This is a genomic window from Shewanella inventionis (assembly GCF_014641855.1).
Classification (GTDB): domain Bacteria; phylum Pseudomonadota; class Gammaproteobacteria; order Enterobacterales; family Shewanellaceae; genus Shewanella; species Shewanella inventionis.
In genome coordinates this window covers 95,734-110,505 of sequence record NZ_BMII01000008.1, presented here as the reverse complement: position 1 = coordinate 110,505, position 14,772 = coordinate 95,734, and the positions used below count along the sequence as shown (strand labels likewise).

General features: G+C 37.7%; 13 protein-coding genes. 2 read left to right on the top strand and 11 right to left on the bottom strand.

Features of this window, described 5'->3' with window-relative positions; genetic code table 11:
* Positions 1-169: 169 nt before the first annotated feature.
* A complete protein-coding gene (locus IEW93_RS06340) occupies positions 170-328 on the top strand; it encodes a hypothetical protein (RefSeq protein WP_188738094.1) in 159 nt (52 codons plus the stop codon).
* Here IEW93_RS06340 and IEW93_RS06335 read toward each other — a convergent pair.
* From IEW93_RS06335 to IEW93_RS06300, 8 genes are all read right to left on the bottom strand, one after another.
* Positions 297-923, bottom strand: a complete 627-nt coding sequence (locus IEW93_RS06335) for a hypothetical protein (RefSeq protein ID WP_188738092.1) — start codon at positions 921-923, stop codon at positions 297-299. The two genes, IEW93_RS06340 and IEW93_RS06335, sit on opposite strands and share 32 nt — an antisense overlap.
* 94 nt (positions 924-1,017) lie before the next feature.
* Entirely contained in the window at positions 1,018-2,124 is a 1,107-nt protein-coding gene (locus IEW93_RS06330; protein WP_188738090.1) for a hypothetical protein, read from the bottom strand.
* A gap of 64 nt (positions 2,125-2,188) precedes the next feature.
* Positions 2,189-3,415, bottom strand: coding sequence for a hypothetical protein (locus tag IEW93_RS06325; RefSeq protein ID WP_188738089.1), 1,227 nt, complete (start codon positions 3,413-3,415; stop codon positions 2,189-2,191).
* Between the two features lie 10 nt (positions 3,416-3,425).
* Positions 3,426-4,715: a hypothetical protein gene (locus tag IEW93_RS06320; protein ID WP_188738087.1), complete on the bottom strand. Its 1,290-nt coding sequence runs from the start codon at positions 4,713-4,715 to the stop codon at positions 3,426-3,428.
* 15 nt (positions 4,716-4,730) lie between these two features.
* Positions 4,731-6,023 carry a hypothetical protein gene (locus IEW93_RS06315; RefSeq protein ID WP_188738085.1) on the bottom strand — a complete coding sequence of 431 codons (1,293 nt, stop codon included), beginning with the start codon at positions 6,021-6,023 and terminating at the stop codon, positions 4,731-4,733.
* A 67-nt stretch (positions 6,024-6,090) separates the two neighbouring features.
* A complete protein-coding gene (locus tag IEW93_RS06310; protein WP_188738083.1) occupies positions 6,091-7,350 on the bottom strand; it encodes a hypothetical protein in 1,260 nt (419 codons plus the stop codon).
* Positions 7,351-7,639: 289 nt separating this feature from the next.
* Entirely contained in the window at positions 7,640-8,773 is a 1,134-nt protein-coding gene (locus IEW93_RS06305) for a hypothetical protein (protein WP_188738081.1), read from the bottom strand.
* A gap of 24 nt (positions 8,774-8,797) precedes the next feature.
* Positions 8,798-11,284, bottom strand: coding sequence for an ATP-dependent helicase (locus tag IEW93_RS06300; protein WP_188738078.1), 2,487 nt, complete (start codon positions 11,282-11,284; stop codon positions 8,798-8,800).
* 104 nt (positions 11,285-11,388) lie between these two features.
* On the opposite strand from IEW93_RS06300, the gene IEW93_RS06295 reads away from it, so the two are divergent.
* Positions 11,389-11,871 carry a hypothetical protein gene (locus tag IEW93_RS06295; protein WP_188738076.1) on the top strand — a complete coding sequence of 161 codons (483 nt, stop codon included), beginning with the start codon at positions 11,389-11,391 and terminating at the stop codon, positions 11,869-11,871.
* A 1-nt stretch (position 11,872) separates the two neighbouring features.
* Here IEW93_RS06295 and IEW93_RS06290 read toward each other — a convergent pair whose 3' ends face one another.
* The 3 genes from IEW93_RS06290 to IEW93_RS06280 all read right to left on the bottom strand — a co-directional run bounded on the left by IEW93_RS06290 (position 11,873) and on the right by IEW93_RS06280 (position 14,767).
* Positions 11,873-13,030, bottom strand: coding sequence for a hypothetical protein (locus IEW93_RS06290; protein WP_188738074.1), 1,158 nt, complete (start codon positions 13,028-13,030; stop codon positions 11,873-11,875).
* Positions 13,031-13,037: 7 nt separating this feature from the next.
* Positions 13,038-14,042 (bottom strand): hypothetical protein, encoded by a 1,005-nt coding sequence (locus IEW93_RS06285; RefSeq protein ID WP_188738072.1) that lies wholly within the window; start codon positions 14,040-14,042, stop codon positions 13,038-13,040.
* Positions 14,043-14,104: 62 nt separating this feature from the next.
* Positions 14,105-14,767 (bottom strand): PDDEXK family nuclease, encoded by a 663-nt coding sequence (locus IEW93_RS06280; RefSeq protein ID WP_188738070.1) that lies wholly within the window; start codon positions 14,765-14,767, stop codon positions 14,105-14,107.
* Positions 14,768-14,772: the final 5 nt, after the last annotated feature.

Genomic DNA, 14,772 nt, shown 5'->3' with positions numbered 1-14,772 from the left:
GAATTTCCTTAGTCAACACCGATGAAAAACAATTCAATGTAAAAATGTTCTTTTTTCTTAGATACATAGCTAACACCACAAAATAATCACTTTTCAAGTATATGAAAAGTATTTGTTGGTGTATAGTGATATTTGGTTTTGCGAGGATAATGGCCAATGAGGTATAAATATGTACTCAGAAATTTTTGAATATCTGCAAGATTTTGGATACACAGATGAAATGGCAGCAAACTATATTGCAGAATTCCTCCCGCATTTAATCAATGAATCCAAAGCAAGTGTTGCGACGCCAGTTGCTAATACGCTAGGTGAATACGTGCGTACTTGATGATTGCAAATGTCTTCACTTTAATCGACTTGTTGGACATGTAATGCGAATACCAAAATCGAAATGACTTAAATTGTTGTATGTCTCTAAAGATATCTCTTGGAGTGCAATCAAACCTCATTGAAAAATCCAAAAACATAATTTCATTAAATGGATTTAGCTGTAACACATTGCTAGCGACTTCTTTTTTTCTACTCTGAAGTTTAATGGCCTTTTTCATCCGTTTTGATTCTTTGATTTGTCTCAGTCGCTCGATATGCTCTGCCCAAACATCAGGATCGGAAAGTTCACTTATATCACGCATCAATACTGGCACGATTACATTGAGTTCTGTAGCTAACTCAAATAAATAATCAGGATCTGCCATATTTTTCCCTAACAATATTAGGTAGACAATACGGTCTTTACGGGCCCTATCTGCATGCTCAAGTCCTCTTCGCTGCACATCACTAACACAAAGATTCATGTCAGCATCGTCGGTAAGGATATCATGACCTGAATTATTGCCTGGTGCAGTTTGTAATAATGAGTCGATTAGCGTGGCTGCATCTTCCTCGACGTCTTTATAACTAATATCTTTTTGTTTTTCTTTCATCGTTTAACCTCAATCACAAAATGAACTTAACAAGCACCCGAAAGGTTATTGGATCATAAATAATTTTGACTGCAATAGTAAAGTTAAAGTCAATTTAAAGGCTGTTATTTGAGTGCGTAATATCATGTTTAACGACTATATCTATGGTGCTATCGCTTACCCTTTGACTACTATCTATGAGCTCACCGAGCTCGAAACATGACTTCATCTCATCGATTAAGTTAGCATTTTTTCTCTTAAATGGGTCAAAAAGCGCATGAGTAAATAAGTTTAAATGCTCAGCCGCTGCATAGAGTTCTACAACCTTCTGGGTAGGGGAAAAATCGTGTAGATAGTATATTAATGCTTCCGCTATTAATTTCGACTTCGAGTGACCTAAATAAAAACTGTTGTACTCGGTTAATTTAGCTAGACGCTTTAAATAATCCAAGCCTGATAAAGATTCCAACCGGTGAGACGCGGCTATATTTATCGCAGATTCTATGAACGTATCCGTTGAAATCTGAATTCCGCTGGAACCAAACACTGCGCCGAACCTATCCAGTTTGTCAGGGTGAAGCATGGCGTCAGATACAAAAGCCTCAAAAAGCTGCATGTTTACAAAATCAAATTCTGAACTCAGCACGCTATCTTTAGCATAAAAAGTCTTACCAAATAAGTTGGAAAACTTATTCAAATCCAAATTTAATTGTAAATTGGAATGTGCAGTAGTCAAAGAATGTTCATAGACCGGTATAGTGCGCAACATATCTTCATAAGCGAAAAATTGAATAGAAGACACTTTGTTTGTTCCAATAGAATTTTCAACTTTCAAATTTACATCAATCGTAGCCAGGTCATCACTATATGAACAATCTACTGTATAATGATCACTCTTTTGATGTATCACAATTTTATACGATTTAGAGAGCCTGTCGATCTCCCGCACAATTCTTCTATTCTGAAAGCTAAACGTGCCATCATTGGTAGATGAGGGGTATCGGTTTAAAAATTCATGAAAGCCGAAGTTAACAGTCGAAACATTGAACATCTTTTCTGTTTCAATATTACTCTCAAACAAAAGACCACCAGCTAGAGCGCTCTGCAAATCACAATGAAATTTGTCTATGTTGTTTAAAATAAGTTTATGGCTACTCTCTGCTTCATGCTTCAGATTCAATAGTGCTTCAAGATTAATCATTGCAATCAAGGTCCATTTCATAGACTTCAATGTCTTTAGTGGTTAAATCAAGCTCTGGATGGGTCAACATAACAACGCACCTCAATCAAAGTGTATTATTCAGGGATAACGTTGATGTGTGCACAGAGCAGTCCTCATCCTCAGTGATATTCAAGTCCTGCATGCTTGCTTCTATATTACGCGCTAGCAATAATGAGTTTTCATAATCTTTGATTTCAGCAAGTGTGGGTTTTATATTGCTGTATAAATTAGGTAGATTGTTAACTGAGGCGTAATTAGACATGGCGATGTACTCTTCAAAATAGTCGCCCAGAGGTTTATCGAAGAAATAATTCTTTGTTAGAGAGGCTTTAAGTCTATAAAATTCCTCAGAATTTTCTTCATTTAGCGAATTTAGAATATAATCAAGTCTGTCGTATATTTCGATAATGCTATCAGTATCTTCCACGCCCAATTTTTCAGGGATTAGGTTGAATGGTTTCCTTATAATCGCATTTGAAAATTCATTTAAGAAATCAAAATCATCAACAATAGTAGTACCATGCAGGTCAAAATCGACGAACTTTTTAAGATATTCTGCGGCGAGATTTAAGTTACACTCAAGTGTGCCGACCTGGCTCAATAAGTAATCGTCAAAATTCGAGTCATAAATAGTTACAGTGTTATCTTCAAGGCAAACTTGACCACAGAACGCATTAGAATCTCTCTTAGCCAATTCAGGTGGGCAATCCATTTGAAATAATGGACCTACATTTAGCAGTTCATCAAGTTTGTTTTTAAAATCTGGAAAAGCATTTAGATACATCCCGATTGAAAAAATCCAATCGTTACTGCATACCCGTAACTCAATGGCACCATATTCGCGTTGAAGCTCCAATCTAAACCCATGATGGTAGTCAGCAAAACCTACATGATGAGATTGATATGTTCGTTGGTTACTTCTATCAAGCGTATACTCGACAGACTCAAGGACCTCACAATCAGCTTCATTAAATAACCAAACACCAAATAGAGCACAATAATCATCGCTAGTTAGTTTTAAATCGCAAAATTGATTTAGTTCATCAACAACTTCATCACTAAATACCTCGTAAGTATCAAACGGGTTTTGATTTAACTTCAAACCAACCATACCGGACAAGTCACCACCCGGTAATAGTTTTGCAAAACGTTCAACTAATTCATCTGGGTAAGAACAGACTTGCTCGTCAATGATAGTTAACAATTTTTTCATGGTGATTACGGTATTCGAGACTAGGTTTTTCTCAAATTCCACCAGCGAATCTATATCTAAGTTAGGCTTGTTAAGCATTTATATACCCTTACAATGTATTTTGTGGTGCAGTAATAAACCCGTTATCAACCGTCATTGCATTTTCAATTACGTTTTCAGTTTCGTTCTCACAAATAACTTCATCTAAATAATCAGCTAACTTGCATGAGTCCCGGTAATCTTGAATTTGCGGTAATAAGCAAATAAGGTCATCTGGCCACTGTTCTTGATGCTCAACAAATAATGGGTGCTCTATGAGGGCGCAGTAATCGTCTAAATGCGTTGTAAAGTCTTTACCTTCAAAATAAACAGTAGCGAGTCTGGTGGTAAGCGAAAAAAACGCATGTGATGCATTTAATTCCTTCAATGAAGAAGGCTCACTTGGAAGATGAGTAGAAGGTACAAATTTAATATCGTATAGCGTGCGACACTTGTCCAAAATTGCTACAATATCATCCGTTCTTTCGGCACCAAACAAAGATAGTTCGCTTGACACATCAAGATTGCGGATATGATTTAAATATCTATAAAATTCATTTATTGATGGGCTTTCTTTTTGCGGGTTAGCCCAAATCTTTTCGCTAATTACACTTAAATCAACTAACTCTTTGTGCAACTTAGTCGGCGATTCATCCAGACTTATTGCAAGCTTATCTATAAATTCATCGGTGAATAAAGAACCGGTTAATAACGAGTCTAGGCCATAGTAGGTAGTCGCACGAAAATTGCTATTAACCAAGTTAGTCATTAACTCTTTCACTTTAGAATCAAAATCAGGTATGACGACACAAATTTGCTCGTGTGATATAGACCAATTTTCTTCCACAATTGAAAATATTGGTTGGTCATTTTCAATATCCAACAACGCATCGATGAGCATTACATGGTATTCATCTGACAATGAAATTTGATAGCTTTGAAAGCCTTTTTGATTAACGTCAAGATGAAAGAAATTTGGAGAATCAATAGGCAAACCCTTAGATTGCATCCAAAAAAAATACATCACACTGACATCTGAACCTTCCTTCACATCAATACCAGCATCGCTCAACATTTGCAGTTCACTATCGAGAAATAAATCTTCTTTGTAGTAGCCCTCTTCATCCGATATCGTGTTATCAGCAAAATCAATGAACTGAAAGTTATCTCGCCAACTTGATGAATCCCTGCCAGAAGATGAAAATTTGGTTTCAAATAACTGAATGATTGCGGGGTCAAAAGCCGCTACGGCATCATCAATAAATTCAAAAGCAGCTCTAAATTTTTCAGCCATCTCCAAATAAATTTCAGGTTCGGTATTGATGGTATAGGCAATATCTAGATTAGGTCTATTAAGCATCTCTTAGCCTCATTGTCAGAGTGAATTAACTACCAAATTTTGGTGTTCATCTGTTGGTGACTGCTTACCAATTGATTGGCAATCTGTTTGTAGAGATTTCTCGATAACATCTGCCAAATCGAGAGCGCTTCGGTATGCTTCGGCCTTAGAAATCTCAATACCAAAATATTTCTCGATGCTTTTTTTCATATACTCAGTGTTATTAAAAATCGGATGCTCTTTCAAAAGTAAATATTCATTTACGTTGTCAGGTACTTCTTTATCTTTGAAGTAATGTTGACTAAGGGTAAATGGTAAATCTTGAAGGGTGAATATGCTGCAGCCAGGTAATGCAGCGATATCTGCAATCTTGTTTGCGATAGTTAAAAAATCATCATCATATTCAACGCCGAACGCAGATAATGGCGAAGCATAATTAGCATTAGCAACAAGAGCGGCATAACGCCTAACTTCATCAGATTCACGTTCAACTTTAACAGTCGAGGACAGGAGTGATGCAACCTTATCACTCATGGCAAGCAATGCTTTCAGATTAGAAGTACAGCTACCATCATTAACGGCAAGAGCATGAGATAACTCCGATTCAAATTCAGGGCTGTCAACAACAGGGTAAACTAATGAGTTTGGATCTTTCAGATTGCGATTGCCGTCTAAAAGGGTGCCATTGTCACATGGATTGTTTGATGCAAAGGCGTTTAATTTAGCAATTGGCTGGTTAACGAGTAATTGGTTCAGCTTTGCTTCAAATCCGTCGAATAAACCTAATAAATCTGCGTCCTTTAGGTGTGCGCTTTCTGAATATATGCTCATTAGGACGTCCTTGTTGTCGAACTTTAGCTCAAATCGAAAATTAAGACTTTCATCCCCTTTGGAAAAATAAGCAGATATCGTGTGATAGTCATTCGTCATAAGTTTGTAATGGACGGAAACCATATCATTTACATCGGCTTCAACAATAAGCGTCAACACGCCAAGTAAGCAGCATAATTCTTCAGCACTATACTCCGTGCCAAACCGAAGATTTATGCATTCTACATCCTCATCCTCAAATATAAGCGAAACCTCATCATCGGTATAATCCTCATTATATTTTAAATCCAGTGCAGCGTTTTCTAAGGCGTAGCACCAACCATCAAAATCGTATGACAGTTTATTTTGTAAGTGCAATAAAAGGCCATCACTTAAATTATGAGTGAGTTCTTCAGCTAGCAATTGCCTTGCTTCGATAATGGCATGGCATGCTGCTTCACTTACCTCATGTTCAAATGCAAAGAATTGTTCTTCGTCGATATTTGGTTTGTTTAACATTGACACAGCCCCAGGCCTGTAAGCATCTCAGTAGCAAGTGCTGCCTGATTTATATTAGATGTCTGCATCATAGGGAGTTCTCCAAGGTTGACCGAATCGCGGAGGAATTATTTTCAGACAATGGCACGCCGCCGTTATCTAAAAGGGATTCAATGCTTTTTGAAATATCGTCACATAGTTGAATGCTCTCTAGTTGAGCAATTTCTTCAAGGTGGTCATCGATGATTGTTAAGTATTTAGGTGGTTTAAAAGTTAACGAGTCAAGTATGCCGTATACAGTTAATGCAAACTTAGCTTTAGCAATGGGAGTTTCAAGATAATTCAAGCGTGCTGTGCAGAATGTTTCAATAGCGTCATTAAAGATACTGACAACTTGATTACGCTCATAATTATGCTCGTTATCTGTTAGCAATTTAGTAAAAAAATTATCTATGGTTATTACGTACTCATTGTCATTGAATTTATATTTCTCTAGGATTTTTGGGGTTAGCAAATCAAATCTGTGTAAGCGTGTTACACAGTTAAAGTCATCAAATTGCGTGTCATAAATATATTTAAAGATTTCGCCATAGTCGTGGGATAATTCCGGTTGAAATATGGCGCTAAGCAACTGATTACTTGTTGCAACAAACCCAGCGACATTATCTACTGAGGTTGATGACGCCTGAGTCGAAAACTTTGAAATTTCAGCCCAGGCCTTTACATCTTCAATGGTCAAACCCCCAAGTTCGCAATATTCGTTATTACGATGAAGTGCTGCTGATACTTTTTCATTGCAGCCCTCAAAGTAACTCGCACCATTAGCACAAAGGAGCGCATCGTCATCAAGAAAAAACTTAAGGTGAAAACTCAACAATTCTGGGTCATTACCTTCAGGCGTCCTCAAGCTGACCTCAAATACACCCGAGGGATTTTTATCAGATACTAGTATTCTGCTATTTACACCAAGTTCTACAGCCGTAACTTCGGAGGTGTGCAAATTCGATATGAATTGATATCGTTCAAAATCCTTAATGGGCGTACTAGTAAGTCCTAAATCAAGGTACAGTTCAATAATAGCATTAGGAATTGCCTCTTCATCACGACCGCCAAAGCAGTCTTCATCGGGCATTTCATGGTAGTGCTTATCAAATGCCTTTTTAAGTGCTGGATGCATTTGAGCTAACTCATGCTCTTTAATGGCGTTAATCACGGCGGGGATAGCGTGAGGGATGCATCGATAAATTTTCCGTTCCAGCACATCAAGTGCCTTTAACTCATCATCAAAACAAGGTTCTAGGAAGTTTAGCTTGAGTGGAAAATCTTTAAAGTTAGGCGTTGTTTGCATTTGTAAGGTTTCCGTCAGTTAACAACACTTGGACTCAACTAACCGATGAAGGGGATTTTGACACTTCATCATCAAAAAATATTTCTTATTTAAATACACAGCCACCACCCTTACACAAACACTTTTCAAGTATATGAAAAGTACATGAGCAAGTACAGTGTTATATGTATGAAGTTTGCACAGATTTGGAATGGCAGGTGATAGCAATGAGTTAAACATTGCCGTGCTATCTTCTAAATAAGAGCATAGGTGCAAGTTTATTAACTCGCACAGTAAAGATACAGAAAGCTTAAAGGCTATTAGATATGAGGTCTTTATCTGGCTCAGCTGCAGGTAAGCCTTGAGTTGTTAGCACCGTAAGAACTTCATCCACATGTTCATCAATAGATGAACTTAAATCCAAGCACGACCTTACTTCTTCAATTTCTGACGAATAGATATCCCGGATTTTCTCGGGTAACCAATCGCTGAACAGATCAAGGTGATCCGCAGCTGCGTAGACTTCAACAATAAGATTATGAGGACAGTCAAATACAATGCGGTGTAAGCACTCTTTAATTAGCATTTCAGGCAAACCATCACCAACATAAATGCTGGTGTAATCATAAAATCGCGCAAGACGCTCGACAACCTCCATGCCAGAAAATCTATCGAGATTGAGTTCACTAAAAAGAGCGCGAGTAGCCCTTTTCACAGTATCTTCATCCAGACCAGCAAACCAATGTTGACCAAAAATGGTACCGAACCTTTCAAGCTCATCTGAATGAACAAGAACATCTTTTAAAATTTCTTCTAACATCACACTTTCAACACAATTAACGGAAGGATTGTATTGATCATGAGAGCTAAATACATCCACATCACGATGAGTATCAAGAGTTAGCTCAAGCATTTGAACTTTAAAGTCGCTGAAACATGTAACGAGTGGAAAATTTAAATGCCGTGTATCAAGTTGATGTGAATAAAGATGTTGCAAAACAAAATCGTTTTTAAATGCTTCAAGTTTTATGAAGTTTATGTGATGAGTTTGGCTATCCAAGCCAAGCACAATTCGCAGAACAGTATCGTTATCCTCAAATTGATATTCGATGTTTCGCTGCCCGGACAACCCAATGATATAAAACTTGCAAGGCTCAGAAATACGTTCCAACTCCTGCAAAAAACGGCGATGTAAAAAATCACTGCTATTCATATCAACCTGATGTTCAGTATGCCTCTCGATGAAGTGAATGAACTCAGAATAACCATATTTGTTAGATAGCGATTTAAATTCCAGATTGGCTTCTTCGTCTATATCAAAAAGTAATCCATTCGCAAATGTTGCAGGCAACATTTGCTGGAATTTTAAAACAGCATTTAGCATGTCATCGTAGGATTGCTTCAATTTAGCTCTATACGAAGTAAGTGATTGATAATTATGCATAGCACCCCATTTAAGCCGTTTAAATTAATAAAGGCTAGGTGATGGATTAAATTCAGCAACTTCGTTCACAGATTCGTTATCTGAAGTTGTGGCTAATGTTGCATGGTCAACATGACGCTGCTTAAACTTTTCGCCAATCCGCAGCATTTCTTCAGCTAAACCACCAGCAATAGGGGCAGAGTCCAATTGAAACTCATCTTCAAATCGATTGTCAGGTCCATTAATCAATTTCAAGGCTGCTTCAGATACATTCAACTTATCCAAAAGAGGGTAAAGTAACTTTAAAAGCGCTCGGTTACTAAAATTACCATTAACTACCCGCGTTTCTGATGCTGAAATATGCAATGACTTCCCAGCTCGTGTTATCGCAACAAAGAAATTACGCCCTTCTTCCTCAATATCCTCAAGGTCGGAGTCGAGAGAGTTATATGACTCTTCTTCGGTACCAATTAAGAACACATGCTTAAACTCAAGCCCCTTTGATGCGTGATTGGTTAACAGCTGAATAGACTCAATATCTTCATCACTATCTTGATCAATACGTTGCACTAAATCATCTACTAACTCTGACAATATTGTGCCTGGTTGTTGCATATCGTCACGCACACGGTCAATGATGACTTGAAAGTTACTAGCCCGTTTTTCTACAAGTTCATTAGATATTTCGTCGATAGTGCCATCAGTATTGGCCGATTTTTTTATAGCTGCTTTTTTACTGTCTTTGATGAAAGTTGGTAACAAATAACGGTCCCAAAAACATTTGAAGCCATCCACAAGTTTACTGACTGTTGCGGTATTGTATTGTTGATATTGTTCGTCAGCCTTGGCTTTTATGGAAGGAATCGTTTGGTAATGATGTTTTAACTCATCAGTGTTCAGTACGTGTGAAAGGAACGCGTCTCGGGTAATTAGTTGGTTTGCGGTTTTGATGAGCATTTTTAAATCTGTTACAAATTCATCGGCTTTATTTTTGGCACGTTTATCCTTGCTCATAATGAACTCTATTGCCTCCATAGGAGTGCAACCATTCTCGTGGGTGGTTGTTTTGAGCCTAACCGGTGAGATGCCTACAGTGGCGTAATCAAGGACTTTGGCATATGCAAATACATCGTTGTTACGAGTTAAGATCCTGAGTGTGGCCACCGCCGACTTGATTTCTGCTGTTTGGTAAAACCCAACATCACCGATGATGTCATAATCCATTCTAGACTGATTAAGTTCATCAATAATCTCCTTGTTAACAGAGCGGTTGCGATAAAGGACGGCGATGTCTGAGGGGTTTTCACCCTTAGCTATAAGAGCCTTTATCTTAGAAACGACGCCTCGAGCCTCATCACTGGCGTTGCTGTAAATGTCAAGGGTTGGCTTGTCTCCAACTACATTGGATGCAGCTATAAGTTGGCCATCACCTATTTGGTTCGGCATATCGCATGACAGCGTATTAGATAGGTCAATAATCGATTTCGTTGAACGATAGTTATACACCAGCGAATTAGTAACACAACCTGGCAATTCGTGCTCTAGGTTTTTCATGATATCAACATCGGCGTGTCTAAACCGGTAGATGGATTGGCGATCATCACCTACACAAGCAACGAATGGTTTTGCCTGTTGAACAATAATGCTTTTAACCAACTTCCATTGACATAAGTTTGCATCCTGGAATTCGTCTAAAAAGATATACTCAAATTTCTTTGCTAGGCGTTTAGCAACTGATTTATCTTGTTCCAATAATTTCATCGAAAACAATAGCTGATCATCAAAATCAATGCCGTCAGCTTCTGCGCAAGATTTTGCATATTGCTTCCAAGCAATCGCCACAACAGGATCGATGATGTCTCCTTTGACTTTTAACAGCTGAAGCCCAACCTCTTTCACCATTTGGTCTTTGTTTTCTTTAGACACGTCCTTAAGTGATTTCGGATAGGCATCAATAATCATCTTCAGCTCTTTGGCTGCACTAAACCTCTCAGAGTCATGCTTAATCGATTGTAAAAACTCTTCGTAATCGATGCCTTTGGCTCGGTAATCAGAAATATGCCTAAGCATTTGACGTTCTGTTATTGCTAACGCATCAAGTACGAGCGCGAAGCCACCAACACTGTTGGAATAAACATCTTTCATTACTGACTCAGAGTCAGATTCATCAAGTATGATAAAGCCATTGTCATAACCCATTGCAGTAAACATTTCATGGTTTTGAAAAGGCTTCAAAATGAATTTACGACAAAAAGAGTGGTAAGTTGATGCAGCAACCTGCCAGCCAACGGAACCAAGTTCCTGTGTATTTTTTACAATTCTATGGCGAGTTTCGCTAGCTGCTTTATTTGTGAAAGTAATTGCTAAGATTGACTCTGGTGAGACACCTTTGTAAATCAGGTTAGCGATATGAGCCGTTTGAGTGCCTGTCTTACCGGTGCCGGGGCCAGCGATAGTACGTATAACTCCACTAGTAATCGTAGCCACTTCATGCTGCTGCTTGTTCAGTCTAGCAAGTATCTTATCAATCATAAAACCACCTTTCATATACTTTATAAGTACACTATACTATGCAATGCAAATGTTACATAGTTTTCAATTGTGGATTATAAAGTCCCACTTACGGAGCGCGTTAAATGACTAACTCAGTTACATATTTCAGAGAATTATTCAACAAAGCTATTTATGCTGGTGGCCGAGATTTAATGTTTAATGTCAGAATGGATAAGCCTGAATTTGGCCTACATGTTAAGAATTCTCGCAATCAGGTGAGCTTTTTAGATATGGAAAACCCCTTTGAATTTAAGAAGCATTTGAAAGCTATTATCGAAAAACATAGTCGTCCGAATGAACGTGCCATGTACGTAAATGAAAAAGGTGAGTATCTTTTTAATAAAATTATTTTCAATATGAGATTTTCTACACCGGAAGTCCAAAATCTATTTGGACACGGCTTTAATTTGACACTCACTTTAAATGACCGAGCCAGAGTCATTACTGGCTCAATAACAATCAAGCACACCGAAGCTGAATGGGCCGTTTATGAGCAGCAATGTCAAACTGAACTTGCACAAGCAAGAGAAGCAATGAAAGATGGGCAATTATTTGCTGCACATTAACTTACAAAGAGTTAGGTAGCATACTTAACTCTATATGCTTTTCGCCGCTAGGTTCTGCATCTTCATTAAATATACTCTCAATATCCCGGTTAATTGAGTCAGATAGCAAGAGGCATTCTTCGTGTTCCTTAACTTCATCATAATGTTCAATCAATATTGGTACTCTATCAGTTGCTAAATACCCTCTATCTTTAAATTGATTCAGCTCAATAAGCCGTAGCATCAAATTTTTGTGGTCTGAGGTTACAACATCACGATCAAGCCATGTTTGGATTAACATCGATGGTAAAAAGTTATTAAAAACAGGTTTACTCCTTAAGGTTATAGAGTAAGCGCATTCCAAGAACGTATCGAAATTGTCAGGGTAAGTTTGATTTACAATATCTAAAAGTGATTGTGGTGATTTAGTGAATGTATTAATACGCCCCGACTCAAGCAACGAGTCAATGATAGCTATATCAAAATCTCTATTCTTCATTGCGTTAACCATAGCGGTAACCAAAAGACTATTAAATTGCGTAGATGAACCTAATCTAGACACCAGCCATTCAGGTTGTGTTTCTACACCACTTGATAGTTCGGAAATATTGCATATGTGAGGAAAATCATACGTCCCATAATCCAGCTTATATAAATCAATATTTGCTATGGGTTGGCCAAACCTTACCGGCAAATCAAGTGATGTGTTATCGCGATCATTTATAAAGCAACACAACTGATTATCAATGTTAAAGTGTAACCTTGCAATAGAGCCACAAGGGAACTCAATAGGAACTGTTAATGTATGATCTTGCTCAAAACCCACGTATGAAATCTGTTGCAAATGAATGTGCCGGGATTTTACGATATCAAACAACACAAAAGTGGTTCTGAAATCAATATCACTAATGTCAATATCAAAGTCACTATCTTTAACCGGTAACCAAAAACTCTTAAATTCATCTGGGTTTTTAGCTAGACCAATATCTCTAATCGAATTGATGCATCGCTCAAGTCCTGGGTTCTGAGAAAATATGCCATCTAAGTATTGAATGGTAGATTGATTAAATGCGTCAATTGCAATCTGAACAAGCTTTCTGAGTTCAGAACCTTGTTCCACTAAATTATTTGCCATTAAAGAGGCTATCGAATGGTATTCTTCATTTGATTTAAAAGACATAAAAACCCTATCCGACCGTTTTTAAACATACCAGAGAAAAATCTATATCCTTGAAAAAACCCAGCCTTATTAATTGCTTATACTTCCATCGGCTCATGCTTTTTATTTCTAAATCTAGGCTGTTTCGGCGGCCTATATTTGGTAATGCTGGCTTAAAACAGTTTAGCAACTCACTCATGACACGCTTAGCATCATCATAAGCCAACCTAGTAAACAACTCATCTACTAGATTAATAAGATAGCCATGCAAGTGTTCTTTGTTAAGAAACTTGTCATAATGGAGCAAGAAAATTACTTTTTCTGGGTTAATTTTGGACATGATTAACCAATCAACAGTTAAACAAGCCGAGAGTTTATAGTCATTTAAAACTGCGATTACCTTTGGAAATATTTTGTTCGTTAATAGAAAGGGCAATACTGAGTCTTTAAATCCATTTACATGCTTTATATATAAAAATATTGATTCTGCGTTGAGCTTAGAAACAGAACTAGGTGCTAACCTATAAAGAATATTCGATAGTTTTGCTGACAACCCCAAGGTATTCACAACTTCAGGAGATGAAAGAATAAACCTAGAAAGCCCACTAGATGTCAAAGATAAACTTAAAACGCAGTTAAGTACCCAATCCACCAAACCACCATGAATACTGTTAAAGTGTAAAACGCATTTTTTTAGGCATTGTTCATATCCGGCTTTATCAAGATGATAAAGTAATCTTGTGAACACACAGCAATCATGACTAAATAGCAGCTTTGACACTCCTTCATGCGTCACGAAAATGTCAAGGTGCCTATCAAGCAAGTCCAGCAAATCGTTCAACTCACGATGGGTTAGTCGATCAAGAAAGCACTCTGAAGTAAAATGCTCTAAATTGTTCGAATAACTAAAAAGATTTGTTGATGAGGAATATTTGGGTAAACAGCTAAACTCTGATTGAATACTCAAAGATGAAGAAAGCAAGTTGTCCAACTTGCTAGGTATCTGCAGTTCAATAAAATTATTATTCGACAAAATGCACCTATACTTTTCATGGACACGAAAAGTATTATAGCAGTTGTGGTTACTGCATACAATTAACGCACCCAAAGGTTTTCATTTTGACACCACCTCATTCGCTGGTCTTCTTGAAGTCCCAAATATTCATCTACAACCTGCCTAGCTTCTTCGAATGAATAGCACAGCGCACAAAAATAACCTCTGCCACGCTTTCTGTTCAATTGCTCAACCTGTTCCACTGATGGTTTATTATTCCCATGCTTTAGTTCAATCCTCAAGCCTATATAAACTGACCTTGATAAATCCCCTATTATATCTGGAAAACCGTTGCGAACTCCTTCGTCTAGAAGCTCACTGGCTCCCTTGTTTGTCCTTAATCCTCCATTCGGTACCGCTGCGAAATCGAGATAAAATTCATGGTGCTCTCTATAAATATAATCAAATAGCCTTACCTGGTGCCAATGTTCGAAATTAGCTCGGCTGACTTTGGTACCAGCTAGATCGACTCCAGTTTCTAGTTCTGGTTTCAATTTGAGTTTGGATAGAGCTAAACCATGACGATTAACGTCAGTCGCTATCTTAAAGTTCTTTTTTTTGTTGCTAGATATAGACTTACAAGCTGTTTGGGCTTTAGGCTGGGATATTGATTTTATGTTTTTACATAGGCTGAGAGATGAGCTAACTCGATAACCTGATTTATTTAAAATCTGCTTTAGTTGGCTTTCTTGTAAATGCAGCATAACTA